Source organism: Anaeromyxobacter dehalogenans 2CP-C, assembly GCF_000013385.1.
GTDB classification, from domain to species: Bacteria; Myxococcota; Myxococcia; order Myxococcales; family Anaeromyxobacteraceae; genus Anaeromyxobacter; species Anaeromyxobacter dehalogenans_B.
In genome coordinates this window covers 4,911,676-4,929,581 of record NC_007760.1, presented here as the reverse complement: position 1 = coordinate 4,929,581, position 17,906 = coordinate 4,911,676, and the positions used below count along the sequence as shown (strand labels likewise).

The window sequence follows — 17,906 nt, the reverse complement described above, 5'->3', positions numbered from 1 at the left end:
GGGGCGGGCGGCCAGCGCCGCGCCCCTACCCGTGCCGCGACACCGCCGGCCCCGCGCCGGCGCGCAGCTCGCGCTCGGCCAGCTCCAGGTCGGACTCCATCATGAGCCGGACCAGCTCGGCGAAGCTGGTGCGCGGCTTCCAGCCGAGCTGGCGCGCGGCCTTGGACGGGTCGCCGAGGAGGTAGTCCACCTCGGTCGGGCGGTAGTAGCGCGGGTCGATCTCGACGTACTGGCGGTAGTCGAGGCCGGCGTGCCCGAAGGCCGCCTCGCACAGCTCGCGGACCGAGTGCGCCTCGCCGGTGGCGACCACGTAGTCGTCGCCCTTCGGCTGCTGGAGCATCAGCCACATCGCCTCGACGTAGTCCTTCGCGTAGCCCCAGTCGCGCTTCGCGTCGAGGTTGCCGAGGTAGAGCTTCTGCTGGAGGCCGACCTTGATGCGCGAGGCGGCGCGGGTGACCTTGCGCGTGACGAAGGTCTCGCCCCGCCGCGGCGACTCGTGGTTGAAGAGGATGCCGTTCGAGACGTGGAGCCCGTACGCCTCGCGGTAGTTCACGCCGATCCAGTAGGCGTAGACCTTGGCGCAGCCGTAGGGGCTGCGCGGGTAGAACGGCGTCGCCTCGTTCTGCGGCGGCGGCGAGGCGCCGAACATCTCCGAGGACGAGGCCTGGTAGATGCGGGTGTCGGCGAGGTTCAGCTCGCGCACCGCCTCGAGCAGGCGCGTCGCGCCCAGGCCCGTGACCTCGCCGGTGTACTCCGGCACGTCGAAGGACACGCGCACGTGGCTCTGCGCGCCCAGGTTGTAGATCTCGTCCGGGCGGAGCTTCTTCAGCAGCAGGTTGAGCGACGAGCTGTCGTTCAGGTCGCCGTAGTGCAGGAACAGCCGGCAGCCCGGGGTGTGCGGGTCCTGGTAGATGTGGTCGATGCGCTGCGTGTTGAAGGACGAGGAGCGGCGGACCATGCCGTGGACCTCGTAGCCCTTCTCGAGCAGCAGCTCCGCGAGGTAGCTGCCGTCCTGGCCGGTGATGCCGGTGATGAACGCCTTCTTCACGGGATGCTCCCTCGGTTGGCCTCGAACCACTCCACCGTCTCGCGCAGCCCGTCCTCGAACCCGATGCGCGCCTTCCAGCCGAACTCGCGCAGGGCCTTCGAGGTGTCGAGCATGCGCCGCGGCTGGCCGTTCGGCTTGGTGGTGTCCCAGACGAGCTCGCCCTCGAAGCGGCACAGCCGGGCGACGAGCGGCACGAGGTCGCGGATCTTGATCTCGAAGCCCGCGCCCAGGTTCACCGCCTCGGACTTGTCGTAGCGCTCGGCCGCGTCGAGGATGCCCTCGGCCGCGTCGCGCGCGTGCAGGAACTCGCGGGAGGCCGAGCCGTCGCCCCAGACCACGATCTGCCCGTCGCCGCGCTCGCGCGCCTCGACGCACTTGCGGACGAGCGCCGGGATGACGTGCGAGGTGCGCAGGTCGAAGTTGTCGCGCGGGCCGTACAGGTTCACCGGGAACAGGACCACCGAGTGGAACCCGTACTGCTGCCGGTACGCCTCGCTCTGGACGAGCAGCATCTTCTTGGCGAGGCCGTAGGGCGCGTTCGTCTCCTCCGGATAGCCGCTCCAGAGGTCCTCCTCCTTGAACGGCACCGGGCAGAACTTCGGGTACGCGCAGATGGTGCCGAGCGCGACCAGCTTCTTCAGCCCGACCTGCCGGCCCACCTCGATGAGCTGCACGCCCATCATGAGGTTGTCGTAGAAGAACTTGCCCGGGTTGTCGCGGTTCGCCCCGATGCCGCCCACCCGCGCGGCGAGGTGCAGGACCATCGTCGGCCTGGCGTCGCGGTAGAGCGCCCGGACCCCCTCCATCTGGACGAGGTCGTAGTCCTTCGAGCGGGGCACGAAGACGTCCTTCGCGCCGCGCCGCCGCAGCTCTTCCTGGACGAAGCCGCCGAGGAACCCCGCGCCGCCGGTGACGACGACGCGCTCGGAAGACCAGTCGAATCTCATGGGGGCGGAGCGTAGGGGGTGCGGGGGCGCGGGTCAACGGCGGCAGGCACCGGCCACCTGGGCGCGGAGGCTACCGGCGATGATCGAGGGCGGAGCTTCCCGCCGTCCGCCCGCCGGCCCCATGACCTAGCGCATGGGTATCCAACCGAGTGGCCCGCGCAACTTCATCCCCGCTCACGACCGCGAACGCACTCCGAACCAGCCCACTGCCCGTCTACGGGCCGACCGAACCTGCGCGAGCGGATCACGTCGAGGACGACTGCCGCGCTCGAGCACCACCACGGTCGGGAGGCATAGAACCTCGTCGCCTCCCGCAAGCTGCACATATCCATGCGATTCTCTGCGACGAGTTCCGGAGGTAGTGCGAGGGGGAGTACGGCGTTGGCATGACTCCGCGGACCGCGTTGCGGGCCGGATTCGACACCCCGGACTAGCGGCGCGAGACTACGTTGGACGCGGTAGCCGTGTCCGGCACGGTGATCGATTGGAGCAAAGCCATGATGAGGGACCTGCCCGCGGCTTCGTACCGTTCACGTGCATGGGTGCTTGCACTTCTGATCCCTGGCTGCGTGCTCGCAGCGGGAAACGAACCCCCGTCGGGCCAAAATACGAACTGCGCGGCGGCTACCCCGGCGCGCGCGCAGGCATTCAGCGTTGTTGACTACGGGGCCGTACCGTCCGACGGGGAGGACGACTTCCCTGCGTTCGATGCGGCGCGCAGAGCGGCAAGTGCTGAAGGACACGGACTCATTCGCATTCCGGCAGGTGTCTGGGACCTTTCGCGAACTGTGGCGTCAGAAGCCTCAAATGTGAACTTTGCGGGAGATGGCCCGGGCGCAACCGTTGTCAGGGCAATGGCGCCGTTCGAAGGCTCGGCTCTATTTGTACTGGGCAGAAAACAAGGGGCGCCGTGCGTTCAGACCGCGAACGTGACGACGGTGCAGTTGAAATCGCTCACCCTCGACGGGAATGCGCAGGCGGTCACAGGCTTCGAAGCCTACGGACTGCGCGATGGTAGTGCATTTGAGGACGTCGTCGTACGGAATCAACACACCGTCCCAGGTGTGGCCACCAATCAGTCCTGCAATCTGGGTGGCGCGGCCGATGTCTACCAGAACCAAGGCGTCCAGTTCAGGAATGTGTGGGTTATCGGCGGCCCTTGGGTGAGGTCAGCGGCGTGGTTACTTGACGGCTTGTTCGAGTCCCAGGTCATCGGGGGTGGAGCGAGGGGCATGAGCTCCACCTCTAGCAGCCATGCGGCGGGCTTCGCGATCGGGACGCGCGCGGGCGTCCAAGGACTGACGCTACTTGGGGCGTCAGTGACGATGATAAAGGACTCCGGAAACGGTAGCGCGCGCACAAACGCAGGGATCCGGTACGGAGAATGGGTTCGCAACTCTAGGGACATCGGAACCACCTTTGAGGGAATCACAGGCGCGGCCGTGTCGTTTGAAGGCGGAAGGGCCTCCGGTTCGTCTCTGCCGTTCAACGTGCAGTCACTTCAACCCCGCCTGTACATGAACGCAAGAGGTCAACCCGACGGATTCGGCCGCAATACAGACTACTTCATGAATCCAGCGATCCAGTTTGGTGTGGCTAGCGACTGTCGCGCAGGCCCAATCGTCGCTTACGCACCGTGGAAAACTTGGGTTCGCTTCGATGGGCGCGCCTCGGCAGGCCAACAGCGAAACAGCGCGGAAGTGAGCTTGGGTCCAATGGATCCGTCGCACGTAGCCGTATCGTCCGTCGTGTCATTCGACGAGGCGGCCGCATCGACAAACTGGGTGGATGGGGTGGGGTTCGCGGGCCGCGAACATTGGACGGTCACCCTGGGCCCGGCGACGGTTGTAATGCAGCAGGGAACGCTCCGGAAGCAACTTCAGCAGCATGCGCCTGGGCGGAGCGGCCCCGCTAGAGATGAGGGCGTGCTCCGAGTCGTAGATGCCGACGGAGCGGCACTCCTCGAGGTTGGCGGTGACCGCCCCGCCGTCTCCCCGAAGGCGCCGCCTGCGTTCGACAGTGCCTGGAACGGAAGCGTGCCGCTGCTCCTGGGACAGTATCGATTTTGGGTCGATGCGAGCGGTCGATTGAGGGTAAAGCGAGGACGCCCTTCAGGCGATACTGACGGAACGGTTATCGGAGACCAGTACGGAACTGAGACGATACGGCCGTAAGCGAGCGATCCGCCTAGCGCGGTACTGGCGGAGCGCTGCGTTGTGCGCCCGCCGTTCGCGTTGCGAGCAACACGTAGAAGCCAGCAATCGCTAAGGAAGTAAAGTACTCGGGCTTCAGAAAGCCGCGGTGGAACAGATGAATCGCCTGCGTGAGTGCCAGAATGTATAGAGGCACGCATCTGCAGTAGAACGAGGCACACCGAGCCAGTGCAGCCAGCATGGCACCGATGATGAAGAAGCCGCCCAAGGCTGCGACTCCGTAGTCGATATAGAGACCGCCGAGTAGGCCCGGTGTCAGCCCGCCGCCGTCCGTCGAGCCGAACACGCGACCCATGCTCTGACCAGCATCGAGCTGCTCGCCTGGCAACACGGTGAAAAGGTCCGCGAAAAAGAGTGGCGACTCGTTCACGTCGTTCGTGATGCGGTTGCTAATTATGGCGTTTGTAAGTCCGACCGTCTCGCGGACTCCCAAATATAGAGGCATAACAGGCAGCACCCACCACTCGTCGGGGTCGTCAAAATATAGCCGCGCCAGTCGCTCGGGCGTTTCCAGGTCAGGATTCGCCGTGCGCCGGATATGGAAGCCAAGCGCGATAACGGAAAGACCGACGAGTCCGAGGAGGACTAGTGCCTTTGTCTTCGTGAGCGTGGTCTTGGTGGGCATCATCGGTCGGACGTAGAGCCTTCCAAGGACAAAGCCAAAGGCTGCCACCACCGGGGTGCCTCTTACGCCAAGGAGAAGTGCCGGCAGCATCGCAACCGAAGCGAGCATCCACGCATGCTTGGTGTCAGGAAAGAAGAATGGCGCAACAACGGCGATCGGAAGCGTTGACGACGCAAGGTAGAGGAGCGCCGGAGGGAGTCCGAACCGGAGCTCTTGGTGCAGGACGATGATCCCGCGCGTTGCGTACACCACGCACACGGCGCCAAGCGCCAGAGCGAAATGCCCGACCAGGGCGATGCGCACGACTGCCTTGGGGCGGAGGGGCGCGATAGCGAGCCGGCGCCGGCGCGGAAGAAGCAAGAAAGGCAGATGGAGAGCGTAGAGTGCGGCCGCGTACATCGCTACCGTCGGCGGCTCAATGCGGCCACGCCACGTAGATATGTTCAAAAGGGCGACGAGTAGATAGCCGGTGGTTGCCAGGATAAGGAGACGGCCCTCCCGGTGGGCCGACAAACTCGTCAGCACGCCAACTAATGCAAACGCGAGATACGCGGTGACGAAAGTGTCGGCTCTCGCAGCAACCACGAGGGCCACGGGTGGCAGAACGTATTGGAGGAAGCGGCCGAGCATTCGCATGCCGCCGGCCTTGAGCCGGATAGTCACGGAACGCGCAGCCTACCAGAGCCGGTCATGTTGAGCATAGGTCTGAGCAAGGCCGCTCCTGCCACTAAGACTGGCGCGCACGGAGAGCGACGAGCCCGGCGGCAGCCAACTAGCGCTCCTTGGAGGACGCGTGGATTTGCGAGGATGAGACCGACTTGCGTGTCGGCGCGAATACGCTCGGCTGCCTCTATCCGCCCTCCCTGTGCGAAACGTGAATGAAGTCGCGCTGGAGAACCGCACGCAAAGCGAATGCAGGAAGCGCGCGTGCCTGCCGCCGCCAACGGTAAGGCTCGACGTACAGTCGGTAAAGCCACTCGAACCCGACGCGCCGAACGAACTCAGGCGCTCGCGGAACGTCTCCGGACAGAAAATCAACTGTGCCGCCGAGTCCCGCCGCGATCCGGACGTCGCCCCGGTGGAGCGCATCGAAGGATGCCTCGATCCAGCGCTCTTGCTTCGGCGCGCCGAGACACGCGACGACTACAGCCGGGCGCAAGCCATCGATCAGAGCCTCGATCTCGCGCTGCTCATCGGGGACGGGAGACTGTCCGAAATGCGGCGCAATCCCTTCAACGACCAGGCTTGGAAGCGCGAAACGGAGGCGAGCTAGGGCCTTCGACAAGCGGTCGGGCTGCCCGCCAACGACGAGCAGGGCGCGCTCCGCTGTTGAACACGCCGAAGCAAGGTCCCAGATGAGGTCGGCTCCGGGGCGGCGCAGGTCTTCGCGGGGAAGCCGCCGACCACGGTGAGTGAGGGCTCGGAGTCGTATCCCGGCGGCGATGCCCGACCCATCCACAACATTCCATTCGGCACTCTGAATGGTCGCAAGATAGGCTGGATCACGCACGGCGAGCATCGCGATCTCAGGATTGATGGTGAAAAGGCGAACAGGTGATGCGTCCGCCCGCGCAAGAACGCGAGCGTTGATGTGTTTCCTCAACTCGGCTGCCGACGGGAGCCACAAGGGAATGCCGGCGACCCACGCGTCGGTCTCTCCCGGCTTCGCGCGGGAGTGCGCGTCAACTGAGTTAGGCACGCGAACTCACAGTCCTGAATAGAGGGCAGAATAGGCGGCAGCCACGGCCTTCCAGCCTCGATGACGGACTACGAACGTTCGCCCGGCAGCCGCGACGCTTGCAGCATCAATCTGCCCGTCGTACACGGCCCGAAGCCGGGTGGAGAGCGCGCCAACATCGTCCGGCGGAAACGTCCATGCGTGCTCACGCCCGCCAACTACCTCGAGCAAGCCGCCGACCTCACTCACGCCAACCAAGCGGCTGAACGCCATCGCTTCCAGAGGTTTCAGCGGCGTAACCACCTCATTCAACCTCGTGGCGCGTCGCGGAAGCACGACGCAGTCGATCGTCCGATACACGGACTCGACCTCTGGGCGTGTGAACGGACCGCATACGCGAATCCGCGAGTCACCGGTCTGTTCGATCACCTGTCGAAGCTGACTTTCGAACGGTCCGGAACCGTGAAACACTAGAGAAGCATCGACGCCAGGAGCGAATGCTCGGTGAAATGCTTCGACAAGTAAGTCTAGACCCTCGTTGGCGTAAAAGGTGCCTACGTATCCGAACCGTGTTGCTCGGTGCGGCGGAGACAGGTGGCTCCCGGTTTCGATCACGTCATCGTCAACCGCGTTCGGTGCAACCGTAACGCGCTCAGCGGGAATGCCCCTGGACACAATCTCCGCCTTGAGCCCCTCGTTGATCGCCACGACGCGATCCGCGAGGCGCAAAGACAGGGTCTCGAGCCAGACGCTGACATGCGCCTGGAGGCGATACAGCAGGCCGAGTGCTCGCGCCCGTTCCTCCCAGATGGAGCGAAACTCGTAAACGTAGGAGATGCCCAGCGAACGGGCCACGAGGTAGGCGGCGCAGCCGCAGTAGAACGTACTGTGCGCGTGCAACACGGTGGCGCGCTCCCGCTGAGCAGCTCGCCTGACGCGAAGAACAAAGCGCGGAAAGAGGACGACCTTACGGATCCTGTCCATCAAAGACGAACCGGCGTCCTTAACTGTAGGGGCACCGGGACGATAGCAGCGATATAGGGTTATCCCGTTGTAGTCCTCCACCGCGCTCGGCCCGAATCCGGGCTGAAAGGGAGAGGAGATGGCCGCGACGGGAATCCCCCGCGCCCGCTGACCGCCGAGCAGGCCCGCGCTTCGGACGCAGGATCCGTTGATATGCGGAAGGAACTCATAGAAGACGTGCAGAACTTTGTGCATGATGTGGAGGACCAGGTGCGCAAACAGTCGGCGCGAGCGCTGCCGAACATTGGCGGCGGTGATTAGGTCGTGGACGATTGAGGATCGCTGTCGGACGTTCGACGTCCGAGGGCGCGGGCGGGGACGCCTCCGACGAGTGTGTAGGGCGGGACGTTCTTGGTCACGACTGCGCCACTCGCAACAACGGCGCCCCGTCCAAGCTCTACCCCCGGCAGGATCACGGCGCGGGCCGCGATCCACACATCATCACCGATCACGACGGGAGCGAAGCTATAGCCCTGTTCAGCGACCAGTCGGGATGCGTCTTTGTAGTTGTGGTTCTGGGAATACACTATGACGTCCGGCCCGATCAGAACGTCGTCACCTATCGTAATGCCTCCGCCACAGTTCAAAATCGTGCCGCGGTTGATGGACGTTCTGAGTCCAATCCGGAGTTTCGAGGGCATGTCAATCTGAACGCCATCCCAGACCTTGGCTCCTTTTGCGATCGCTGCCGGCAGCACCGCGCGACGGAGCGCACAACCGATGTTCCCGGGAACAGACTTCACGAACCAGAACACCCACAGTTTGATCTCGAACAGTACCTTTATGACCATGACGAAAGCCCGGTGCGCATCGCAGTTCAGGGTTGCGACTCTGCAATTACGCCGCCTCGCCTTCAGCGTTCGCAGACCGCATCACGTCTGCGGACTCGGTCAAGAAGACGAAATAGGCGACGAAGCGAAGAACCCAGACAAGAACATAACCCGCGACCACGGCGATCACTGGCACGCGGAGGAGTATGGCCGTGAACCCAAACGCCGCCAGGCTGATGGCGGTGATCGAGTTGGACCAATAAATCGCTGAAGCGGTGCCTCGGATACCCATAGCAGCGGACAGGATTCCGTACCCGCAGCGTACAGCAGAGAGAATCCCGAGAAGTATCCACAGCGACAGATCGAATGTCAGACCGGAGAGCTGCCTCGTCAAATAACAGGCAACGGACCATGCGATGACCTGCAAGGCCGAAATGGCAACCGTTCGCAGCGCGTCCTTCCGAACGCCGTTCCTGGAGTATTGCTTCCGGTACCGCACGGCTTCCTTGAACCCGAAGTAGCTGGAGAGAATGGTGAATGGGGTGGAGAGGATCGTCACGGCATATACGTACTCTGCGAAGACCGTCGGAGAGTGGATCTTCTCCAGGGTGAAGCGGTCTACGGTGTTGAGAAGCGCCATGAGTCCTAATGAGAGGACAAATGGCACCGCGACGCTGCCGACGTCCGTCGCAACGGGCGCGACCCGAACGGAATGACGTGCTCCGTACAAGACCGTAGCCGACACGATGAGACCAACCGCGAGCGCGCCGACAACCGCAAATTCGGCAGGGTGGCGCTCGAAAATCACGGACGCAGTGACGAGCGGCAGCATCAGTAGCTTCCACCCGTTCAGCACAAGCTGAGACGCGAGTAGACGGCCGCGAGTGCGCTCCACCTGATGCACGACCTGTATCGCTGCAATGCATCCCAGCGTCGGGATGGCGAGGAAGCCAAGTCTGTACGTAAACAGGCGGCCATCAAGCAGGGTGACGTACGCCAGGGCGAACACAACACACGCACCGAGGATCAGAGCCGTTGTCCGCTTTGGCAACTCGAACATGCCGTCGCGCTCGCGAGCAGAGCGGATGATGAGCTGCTCAGTTCCGAACAGCGAGAACGAAAAGAATAGCGTTGTGAGCGTGCTGAGATACGCCCAGCTTGCGAAGTCGGCTGGCGCATAAAGTCGCTTTGCAGCTACGTTCGCGACGAAGACGCCGCCCGCACCACCGAGGATGACGAGGAGTGGGAGTCGATCCCGGATCCGCAGGAGCAACGACACGGGGTTCACGCCACGCTTCGAGCGGATGCCGACCACCATGACTGGATGACGCTCGCGATGCGATCGCTTGCGTGCCCGTCCCACAGCGGTACGAAGCGAGGCGCGCAGCGCGACGCGAGCGCACGATCTGCCGCACCGATGATTGCCTGCGGGTCCGTGCCGACCAGGGTGTTCGTCCCGTGCGTAACGGTGACGGGCCGCTCGGTGTTCTCCCTGAGCGTTAGGCAAGGCACGCCGAGTGCCGTCGTCTCCTCCTGGAGTCCGCCCGAATCCGTGAGGACGAGCTTCGCCTGAGAAGTCAGGCCCAAAAATTCCAAGTATCCCAGGGGCGCGCAAAGCTTGACGTTGGACATCTGCGTCAGCCGAGGGGTGAGCGAAAACTCATCCAAACGGCTCCGGGTCCTTGGATGTACCGGGAACACGACCGGCAGGAATCGCTGAACGTGCGCAACTGCGTCCAGCAGCCCGGCGAACGTATCTCGGTCGTCCACGTTGGATGGACGGTGCAACGTCATGACCGCGTAGGACCCCGGTAGCACCCCGAGGCGTTCGGGGGTGCCGGTAGCGCGCGCTTTCGGCAGGTGTGCCATGAGCGTGTCGATCATGACGTTTCCGACGAGGTGAATGTGGGCCGGGTCCGTGCCCTCCTTCAGAAGGTTTTCGTCAGCGTCAGGCGATGGTGTGAAGAGGAGTTCGCAGACGCGGTCTGTTACGAGGCGATTGACCTCCTCGGGCATCGTCATGTCGCGCGAGCGAAGGCCTGCCTCGACGTGCGCGCAAGGGATACAGAGCTTTGCCGCATCGAGCGCACAAGCTAGCGTGGAGTTCACGTCTCCGGCCACGACGACGAGGTCGGGATGCTCGTCTCTGCATACCGCTTCGAATCCGACAAGAACCTTCGCGGTCTGCTCCGCGTGCGAGCCGGAGCCGACTCCCAGATGGATGTCGGGTCGCGGCATGCCGAGGTCGCTAAAGAACACGTCGGACATCGAGGCGTCGTAGTGCTGGCCGGTATGAACAAGCCTCTGCCGCGCGAAGCCCACGCGAGCGATGGCGCCCATTATCGGCGCAATCTTCATGAAGTTGGGTCGAGCACCGACTACGTGCAGAATATTCATGACCTTAGGCCTTCACCAGTCGCGGAGCGCCGGCGCGCCGCTTCGCCAGGAGCGGCCCGATGACGTTGCGAGTATCGACCACCAGCGTGGCGCGTTCGTACAGGGCGGGATCCTTGAAACAGTCATGAGCGGTCGAAAGGACGATTGCGTCATAGCGAGAGAAGGCCTCGGCCGTGCACGGGATCGTCACGAGTCCAAGGTCGTGGCGCCGCGTCTTGTGTGTTGCCGGGAAGTAGGGGTCGCAGTAGTCGACGACGGCGCCGGAGTCCTTCAGGAGTTCAAGAATCTCGTAGGAGGGCGACTCGCGGTCGTCATCGATGTTGGCCTTGTACGACAAGCCGAGGACGACCACTCGCGCTCCCTTGAGCGCCTTCCCGTCATCGTTGAGCGCGCGCATCACCTTGTCGACGACGTAGCGAGGCATCCTGGTGTTGATCTCGCCGGCGAGCTCGATGAATCGCGCCCAGTCACCATGCTCAGCTGCCTTCCACGACAGGTAGAAGGGATCGAGCGGGATGCAGTGGCCCCCTAGCCCGGGTCCCGGATAGAACGGCATGAAGCCGAACGGCTTCGTCTTTGCCGCCTCGATCACCTCCCAAACATCGATGCCCATGCGATCAAAAATGACCTTGAGCTCGTTGACGAGTGCAATGTTAACCGAGCGGAAGATGTTCTCGAGCAGCTTCGCGGACTCCGCAACCCGAGACGAGGACACGGGTACCACGCGATCGAGCGCTGCTGAGTAGAGTGCCGCCGCGACCTCGGTTGAGGCGGAATTGACGCCCCCCACCACCTTCGGGATCGACTTGGTCGAGAAATCCTTACGCCCCGGGTCTTCACGTTCGGGCGAGAACGCGAGGAAGTAATCGTCGGGCGTTCGCAGGCCCGTCGGCGCGAAGATCGCCTGCACTTCCTCGTCCGTGGTGCCGGGATAGGTGGTCGATTCCACGACGACGAGTTGCCCCTTCCGCAGTCGCTTTGCGATTTCGCGCGCGGTGCGGTGGATGTACGAGTTGTCTGGTTCGCGGTGGAGACCGAGCGGCGTAGGGACGCACACCAAGATCGCGTCGCATTCGGCGAGCAGATCGAAGTTCGTCGTGGCGTCAAATTGTTTGCTGGCGACTGCCGCCGAGACGCGCTCTGCGCCGATGTGTTTGATGTAAGACTCGCCACGTCGAAGCGCGTCGGTCTTCTTCGGATCGACATCGAAGCCTGTCACGCGAAAGCCGGCTTCCCTGAATACCAGTGCGAGCGGCAGTCCGACATAGCCCTGACCGATTACGCCGACGTGGGCCGAGCGGTTGGAGATGTGTGTGAGCAGCGTCCTCATGTGGCCCCTGGAAGTTGAGAGGGCGGCGAGTCTAGGCGCGACGCAGGGGTCAAGGGAAGACGGCGCGAACGACTCCGCAAGAGGCGAATGTCCGTTCGGAGACGACGATGAGCGGGCGATGCTCGCTCACCCACCAGCGCTCGTCCCCGATGAGAAGTACACACCGTCCGTGGTCGAACACGTGGTGTCACGTTTGCACTCCACGGAGTTCAGCAGGACTGGTCATCGGGTCAGGTTTGACGTAGAGAACTAGGACCGCGGGGTAACCCGGCGGTCGCAACCGAGGAATGCCCGAAACATGACGTGCACTGGGGTGGGCCCGGGCGCCGAAGGCGCACGGGTGGGAGAGCGCCGTTGAACGCCGCTTTCCTGGGATTTTCGGTCGCCGCAGCCATCAGCCTGGTCGCCACGCCGCTCGTTCGCGACGCAGCGAAGCGGCGCGGCGCGCTCGACGTGGCGCACAGCTCGCGGAAGATCCACGGCCGGGCTGTCCCACGGCTCGGGGGCATCGCCATCATCGTGGCGTTCTTCGGGGCGGTGGGTCTGGCGCGGCTCATGGGTCCGATCGCCGGCTTCACCCCTTCGCCTGTCATGACGGGCGCGTTCCTGGCCGGCGGCGCGGTGATCGCGGCGCTGGGTATCTTCGACGACCTCCGCGGCGCGAACGCCCGGACCAAGTTCGCGGTCCAGTTCGGCGTCGCGGCCGCCATGTACTGGTCCGGCTTCCGCATCGAGACGCTGGCGAATCCGTTCGGACCGCACCTCGAGCTGGGCTTCCTCGCGTTCCCGTTCACGCTCCTCTGGATCGCGGGCATCATCAACGCCCTCAACCTCATCGACGGCCTGGACGGCCTCGCCGGCGGGGTGGCGGTCGTCGCCCTGGCGACCACCGTCGCGGTGGGCGCGCAGCACGGGCGCCCGGGCATGATCTTCTTCGCCGCGGTGCTCGCCGGCGCGGTGCTCGGCTTCCTCCGCTACAACCTGAACCCGGCGTCGATCTTCATGGGCGACTCGGGGTCCATGTTCCTCGGCTTCGTGCTCGCGACGCTGTCGATCGGCACCCACCAGAAGTCCACCACGGCCGTCTCGCTGCTGATCCCGATCGTCGCGCTCGGCCTGCCCATCGCCGACACGCTGCTCGCCATGAGCCGCCGCGCGGCGCGCGGCGTCCCGATGTTCTCGGCGGACCGGGGCCACATCCACCATCGCCTGCTCGATCTCGGGCTGACGCACCGCCAGACCGTGCTCGTGCTCCACGGCGCCTCCGTGCTGCTGGGCTGCACCGCCATCGCGCTGGCGCACGCCACCCCGGCGCAGGCGTTCGGCGGTCTGCTCGTGCTCGCGACGCTGTCGGCGTGCGGCCTGTACCGCCTCGGCTTCTTCCGCGTGGAGAACGCGCTCGAGGTGCTCGAGGCGCGCAAGCGGAACGCGGCCATGCGCCAGGCGGTGCTGCAGGCGCGCCCTGCGCTGGATGCGGCCGAGAGCTTCGACGAGCTGTGGCGCGCGATCGAGCCGGCCGCGCGGGCGCTGAGGGCCCGCGAGGTGCAACTCCGCCTGGGCACCCACGGCGGGCCACGGCGCCTCTACTCGAGCGGCGCCGAGCCGGCGGCGAGCGACCTCGCGTGCGCGACGTTCGGCATCGGAGGCGAGCGCTCGGCCGGGGACGAGCTGCTGCTCGGCTGGGCCGACGGTCGGAGGAAGGTCGATCGCGACACCGAGATCGCGGTCGAGCTGCTGTGCCGCGAGGTGGAGCCGGTGCTGGAGCGCATCCGCAGCCGGGTCCGGCTGCGGCGGGCCATCGGAAATGCGCGGCAGGCCGGGAGGGACCAGCGCTCGGCGTGAGCCGCACTGACCGTCCGGGGGCATGCAGGCGTGCCGCCTTTGGTGGGCGGCCACTGTAGGGGCGAATCTCTCACCGCCCGGCCGGCTCGACTTGACGCGCAGCGTGGGGTAAAACCCGGCTTCTTTCGCCCCCCTACGATGCTCGACCGCGTACTCATGGTTTGCGTCGGCAACATCTGCCGCAGCCCGATGGCCGAGGCCCTCCTGCGGGCCCGGTTCGAGGGGCGGGCCGGCGCGCGCGTCGAGTCCGCGGGCGTGGCGGCGCTGGTGGGCCGCCCGGCCGACGAGACGGCGCGCGAGCTCCTCTCGGCGCGCGGGCTCGACCTCACGGCGCACCGGGCCCGGCAGCTCACCCCGGCGCTCCTCTCGGGCTTCGACCTCGTGCTCGTGATGGAGGAGGGCCACCGGCGCGAGGTCGAGGCCATCGCCCCGGGCGCGCGCGGGCGCGTCCAGCGGCTGGGCCGCTTCGGCGCGTTCGACGTGCCGGATCCCTATCGCCAGGGCCGCCCGGCGTTCGAGCGCGCGCTCGCGCTCATCGAGCGCGGGCTCGACGACTTCGAGGAGAAGGTGTGGAAGGTCTCGTGAGACGCAGCGTCCTCCTGTTCGCCGTCGCGCTGTCCGGCTGCTCGCACATCTCCCCGGGCCTGCACATGAAGGAGTCCGCGCTCGAGGGGCGCGGCGAGCAGGGCGCGGACGTGAAGGTGCTGCCGATCACGCCGGCGCTGCTGGTGGAGCAGGCGGGGGCGCGCGCCCGCGCGGCCGGCGCCCGGCCCGCGGACCCGCTCGCCGAGACGCTCGCGGGCTACCAGTACCGGGTGGCGCCGTACGACGTCCTCTCCATCATCGTGTGGGATCACCCGGAGCTGACCATCCCGGCCGGCGAGTACCGCCCGCCGGAGCAGACCGGCAACCCGGTCAACGCCGACGGCACCATGTTCTACCCGCACGTCGGCGTGGTGGAGGTGGCGGGGAAGACGCTCCCGGAGATCCGCGCGCTCCTCACCGAGCGGCTCCGCAAGTACGTCGCGAACCCGCAGCTCGACGTCCGCGTGGCGGCGTTCCGCGGCAAGCGCTTCCAGGTCACCGGCGAGGTGGTGCAGCCCTCGACGCTCCCGGTCACCGACGTGCCGGTGCGCGTGCAGGACGCCATCGCGTCGGCGAAGGGCCTCACCAAGGACGCCTGGACCCGCGGCGTCACGCTCACCCGCGCCGGCAGGACCTACGCGCTCGACCTCCAGGCGCTCTACGAGGAGGGCGACGTCTCGCAGAACTGGCTGCTGCAGGACGGCGACATCCTGAACGTGCCGAGCCGCGAGCAGAACAAGGTCTTCGTGCTGGGCGAGGTGCGCAAGCCCTCCTCCAAGCTGATGGCGAAGGGGCGCATGAGCCTCGCCGAGGCGATCGGCGACTCGGAGGGCTTCGACCCGATCACCTCGAACCCGGGCGAGGTCTACGTGCTCCGCGGCCGCTACGAGGCGCCGCGCGTCTTCAAGCTCGACGCCTCCAGCGCCGACGCGCTGCTGCTCGCGGTGCAGTTCCAGCTCGAGCCGTACGACGTCGTCTTCGTCTCGCAGTACAAGCTCACCGACTGGAACCGCGTCATGACGCAGATCCTCCCGACCGTGCAGGGCATCTGGCAGACGGTGGACGTCGGCAACCGGACGGGAGCGTACTGATGACCCCGAAGCCCGGCCGTCCGGCCCTGGAGATGCTCCCGGAGCAGCGCGGCGCGCCGCCGCCCGAGCCCGCCTACGACGCCGGCGACGGCGACGAGGTGAGCCTCGCCGAGTACCTCGACGTGCTGGTGCAGGGGCGCTGGCTCATCGCCGGCGCGGCCGCGGTCGCGCTCGTGCTCGGCGTCGCCTACGCGCTCCTCGCGACGCCGGTGTACCGCTCCGACGCGCTCGTGCAGGTGGAGGACAAGAAGGGCGGCACCGGGGCGCTGGGCGATCTCTCGGCGCTGTTCAGCGAGGCCTCGCCGGCCGAGACCGAGATGGAGATCCTCCGCTCGCGCTCGCTGGTCGGCTCGGTCGTGGACGCGCTGAAGCTCGAGATCACCGCCGAGCCGCGGCGCTTCCCGGTGGTCGGTCGCTTCCTGGCGCGCCGCCACCAGGGCGACGCGCCGGCCTCGGCGCTGCCGGGCTTCGGGCGCTTCGGCTGGGGCGGCGAGAAGCTCACGCTCGGCCGGCTCGCGGTGCCGGAGGAGCTGGAGGGCGAGGCGCTCACGCTGGAGGCCCGCGAGGGCGGGCGCTTCGCGCTGCTCGATCCGGACGGCGAGCTCCTGGTGGAGGGCGCCGTGGGCGCGGCCGCCTCGGGGCGGCGCACCGAGCTGTTCGTGGCGGAGCTGGTGGCGCGCCCGGGCACGCAGTTCCGGGTGTCGCACCAGCCGCGCGACGCGGCCATCGCCGACCTGCAGGAGGGCCTGCGGATCTCGGAGAAGGGCAAGAAGACCGGCGTCATCCAGCTCGCGCTGGAGGACGAGGACCCGGCCCGCGCCGCGGCCATCCTCGACGCGCTCTCGAGCGCCTACCTGCGCCAGAACGTGGAGCGCAAGAGCGCCGAGGCCGAGAAGACGCTCGAGTTCCTGGAGACGCAGCTCCCCGAGCTGCGCGGCAAGCTCGACGCGGCCGAGCGCGACCTCGAGGCCTACCGCTCGGCCAAGGGCAGCGTGGACGTCTCCATGGAGACGCAGGCCGCGCTCACCCGCGCGGTGGACATCGAGAAGGCCGCCTCCGAGCTGCAGCTCGAGATCGCCGCCCTGCGCCAGCGCTTCACCGAGGACCACCCGCTGCTCATCGCCGCCCGCCAGAAGATGGGCCGGCTGGAGGAGGAGCGCCGGAACCTCGAGGCGCGCATGCGCAAGCTGCCGGAGGCGGAGCTGGAGTCGGCCCGCCGCCTGCGCGACGTGAAGGTCGCGAACGAGCTGTACCTCACGCTCCTCAACAAGGCGCAGGAGCTGAAGGTCGTGAAGGAGGGCACGGTCGGCAACGTGCGCATCCTCGACGCCGCGCTCGTGCCGCTGAAGCCGGTCGCGCCGAAGCGCGGCGCGGTGGTGGCGCTCGCGCTGCTGCTCGGCCTCGCCGGCGGCGTGGCGCTCGCGTTCGTGCGCCGGGCGCTCGACCAGGGCGTCGAGGATCCGGACGCGCTGGAGCGGGCCACCGGGGTGGGCGTGCACGCCGCGGTGCCGCACAGCGAGGCGGAGGTGATCGCCACCCGCGCGGCGGGGCGCACCGGCAAGCACCCGGTGCTCGCGCGCACCGATCCGAACGACCTCGCGGTCGAGGCGCTCCGCAGCCTGCGCACCAGCGTGCAGTTCGCGCTCCTCGAGGCGACCTCCAACGTCCTCACGGTGGGCGGCCCGGCGCCGGGCATCGGCAAGTCGTTCGTCACCGCGAACCTCGCCGTCCTGCTCGCCGAGGCGGGCAAGCGCGTCGTGGTGGTGGACGCCGACCTCCGGCGCGGCCACCTGCACCGCTTCCTGGGCGGCGATCGCGCCCCCGGGCTCACCGACGTCCTGAGCGGTGAGCACACGCTCGCGAGCGCGCTCCGCGACACCGAGCACGAGAACATCCACCTGCTCACCACCGGCACCATCCCGCCCAACCCGGCCGAGCTGATCGGCTCGGAGCGCTTCCAGCGGCTGCTCGAGGAGCTGTCGGCGAAGTGGGACCTCGTGGTGGTGGACACCCCGCCCATCCTCGCCGTCGCCGACGGCGCGCTCATCGCGCGCCAGGCGGGCGTGAACCTGTTCGTGGTGAAGGCGGGCAAGCACCCGATCCGCGAGATCCAGGCCGGCCTGCGCCAGCTCACCCGCGCCGGCGCCCGCGTCCACGGCATCGTGATGAACGACGTGCGCCTCGACCGCGGCCTGGGCCGGCGGAGCGCGTACCACTACCAGTATTCGTACAAGTAGGGTCCCTCGACTCCGCGTGGCCCACGGGCCGCGCCACGCTCGGGATGATCCCTCGACTCCGGCCGTGCCTGGCGGCACGGCCTACGCTCGGGATGAGCGATCCGAGGACCCGCTCACCCT

At 66.7% G+C, this 17,906-nt stretch carries 14 protein-coding genes; 5 read left to right on the top strand and 9 right to left on the bottom strand.

What is annotated here, in order from left to right; genetic code table 11:
- Nucleotides 1–25 precede the first annotated feature (25 nt).
- Both gmd and ADEH_RS22130 read right to left on the bottom strand, forming a co-directional pair.
- Nucleotides 26–1,048 (bottom strand): GDP-mannose 4,6-dehydratase, encoded by a 1,023-nt coding sequence (gmd, locus tag ADEH_RS22135; RefSeq protein WP_011423333.1) that lies wholly within the window; start codon nucleotides 1,046–1,048, stop codon nucleotides 26–28.
- Complete coding sequence (locus ADEH_RS22130) at nucleotides 1,045–1,995, bottom strand: GDP-L-fucose synthase family protein (protein WP_011423332.1); 951 nt, start codon at nucleotides 1,993–1,995, stop codon at nucleotides 1,045–1,047. Before ADEH_RS22130 ends, gmd begins: the two co-directional genes overlap by 4 nt.
- 497 nt (nucleotides 1,996–2,492) lie before the next feature.
- Between ADEH_RS22130 and ADEH_RS23830 the strand changes: the two genes are divergently transcribed.
- Nucleotides 2,493–4,169, top strand: coding sequence for a glycosyl hydrolase family 28-related protein (locus ADEH_RS23830; protein ID WP_420042225.1), 1,677 nt, complete (start codon nucleotides 2,493–2,495; stop codon nucleotides 4,167–4,169).
- Nucleotides 4,170–4,182: 13 nt separating this feature from the next.
- On the opposite strand, the gene ADEH_RS22125 is transcribed toward ADEH_RS23830, so the two are convergent.
- The 7 genes from ADEH_RS22125 to ADEH_RS22100 all read right to left on the bottom strand — a co-directional run bounded on the left by ADEH_RS22125 (nucleotide 4,183) and on the right by ADEH_RS22100 (nucleotide 12,031).
- Nucleotides 4,183–5,496 carry a hypothetical protein gene (locus tag ADEH_RS22125; protein WP_011423330.1) on the bottom strand — a complete coding sequence of 438 codons (1,314 nt, stop codon included), beginning with the start codon at nucleotides 5,494–5,496 and terminating at the stop codon, nucleotides 4,183–4,185.
- Nucleotides 5,497–5,683: 187 nt separating this feature from the next.
- Nucleotides 5,684–6,352, bottom strand: a complete 669-nt coding sequence (locus ADEH_RS23825; RefSeq protein ID WP_081436949.1) for a WecB/TagA/CpsF family glycosyltransferase — start codon at nucleotides 6,350–6,352, stop codon at nucleotides 5,684–5,686.
- A gap of 186 nt (nucleotides 6,353–6,538) precedes the next feature.
- Nucleotides 6,539–7,729: a glycosyltransferase family 4 protein gene (locus ADEH_RS22115; RefSeq protein WP_011423328.1), complete on the bottom strand. Its 1,191-nt coding sequence runs from the start codon at nucleotides 7,727–7,729 to the stop codon at nucleotides 6,539–6,541.
- Nucleotides 7,730–7,791: 62 nt separating this feature from the next.
- Nucleotides 7,792–8,289: an acyltransferase gene (locus ADEH_RS22940; RefSeq protein ID WP_198133802.1), complete on the bottom strand. Its 498-nt coding sequence runs from the start codon at nucleotides 8,287–8,289 to the stop codon at nucleotides 7,792–7,794.
- Between the two features lie 82 nt (nucleotides 8,290–8,371).
- Nucleotides 8,372–9,622: a hypothetical protein gene (locus tag ADEH_RS22110; protein ID WP_041453772.1), complete on the bottom strand. Its 1,251-nt coding sequence runs from the start codon at nucleotides 9,620–9,622 to the stop codon at nucleotides 8,372–8,374.
- Nucleotides 9,589–10,701 (bottom strand): non-hydrolyzing UDP-N-acetylglucosamine 2-epimerase, encoded by a 1,113-nt coding sequence (gene wecB, locus ADEH_RS22105; protein WP_011423325.1) that lies wholly within the window; start codon nucleotides 10,699–10,701, stop codon nucleotides 9,589–9,591. Before wecB ends, ADEH_RS22110 begins: the two co-directional genes overlap by 34 nt.
- 4 nt (nucleotides 10,702–10,705) lie before the next feature.
- Entirely contained in the window at nucleotides 10,706–12,031 is a 1,326-nt protein-coding gene (locus ADEH_RS22100) for a nucleotide sugar dehydrogenase (protein ID WP_011423324.1), read from the bottom strand.
- 354 nt (nucleotides 12,032–12,385) lie between these two features.
- Between ADEH_RS22100 and ADEH_RS22095 the strand changes: the two genes are divergently transcribed.
- The 4 genes from ADEH_RS22095 to ADEH_RS22080 all read left to right on the top strand — a co-directional run bounded on the left by ADEH_RS22095 (nucleotide 12,386) and on the right by ADEH_RS22080 (nucleotide 17,786).
- On the top strand, nucleotides 12,386–13,873 hold the full coding sequence (locus tag ADEH_RS22095; protein WP_011423323.1) for a glycosyltransferase family 4 protein: 1,488 nt from the start codon (nucleotides 12,386–12,388) through the stop codon (nucleotides 13,871–13,873).
- 138 nt (nucleotides 13,874–14,011) lie between these two features.
- Nucleotides 14,012–14,458: a low molecular weight protein-tyrosine-phosphatase gene (locus ADEH_RS22090; protein ID WP_011423322.1), complete on the top strand. Its 447-nt coding sequence runs from the start codon at nucleotides 14,012–14,014 to the stop codon at nucleotides 14,456–14,458.
- Nucleotides 14,455–15,549 carry a polysaccharide export protein gene (locus ADEH_RS22085; RefSeq protein WP_232287380.1) on the top strand — a complete coding sequence of 365 codons (1,095 nt, stop codon included), beginning with the start codon at nucleotides 14,455–14,457 and terminating at the stop codon, nucleotides 15,547–15,549. Before ADEH_RS22090 ends, ADEH_RS22085 begins: the two co-directional genes overlap by 4 nt.
- The gene (locus ADEH_RS22080) at nucleotides 15,549–17,786 is read left to right on the top strand and encodes a polysaccharide biosynthesis tyrosine autokinase (protein WP_011423320.1); all 2,238 of its coding nucleotides are present in this window, start codon (nucleotides 15,549–15,551) and stop codon (nucleotides 17,784–17,786) included. Before ADEH_RS22085 ends, ADEH_RS22080 begins: the two co-directional genes overlap by 1 nt.
- Nucleotides 17,787–17,906 lie beyond the last annotated feature (120 nt).

What these genes read in the sequence shown, in the direction of transcription:
- ADEH_RS22130 (WP_011423332.1), bottom strand. Translation starts at nt 1,995, where the DNA reads ATGAGATTCGACTGGTCTTCCGAGCGCGTCGTCGTCACCGGCGGCGCG.
- ADEH_RS23830 (WP_420042225.1), top strand. Translation starts at nt 2,493, where the DNA reads ATGATGAGGGACCTGCCCGCGGCTTCGTACCGTTCACGTGCATGGGTG.
- ADEH_RS23825 (WP_081436949.1), bottom strand. Translation starts at nt 6,352, where the DNA reads ATGCTCGCCGTGCGTGATCCAGCCTATCTTGCGACCATTCAGAGTGCC.
- ADEH_RS22115 (WP_011423328.1), bottom strand. Translation starts at nt 7,729, where the DNA reads ATGCACAAAGTTCTGCACGTCTTCTATGAGTTCCTTCCGCATATCAAC.
- ADEH_RS22110 (WP_041453772.1), bottom strand. Translation starts at nt 9,622, where the DNA reads ATGGTGGTCGGCATCCGCTCGAAGCGTGGCGTGAACCCCGTGTCGTTG.
- wecB (WP_011423325.1), bottom strand. Translation starts at nt 10,701, where the DNA reads ATGAATATTCTGCACGTAGTCGGTGCTCGACCCAACTTCATGAAGATT.
- ADEH_RS22100 (WP_011423324.1), bottom strand. Translation starts at nt 12,031, where the DNA reads ATGAGGACGCTGCTCACACACATCTCCAACCGCTCGGCCCACGTCGGC.
- ADEH_RS22090 (WP_011423322.1), top strand. Translation starts at nt 14,012, where the DNA reads ATGCTCGACCGCGTACTCATGGTTTGCGTCGGCAACATCTGCCGCAGC.
- ADEH_RS22080 (WP_011423320.1), top strand. Translation starts at nt 15,549, where the DNA reads ATGACCCCGAAGCCCGGCCGTCCGGCCCTGGAGATGCTCCCGGAGCAG.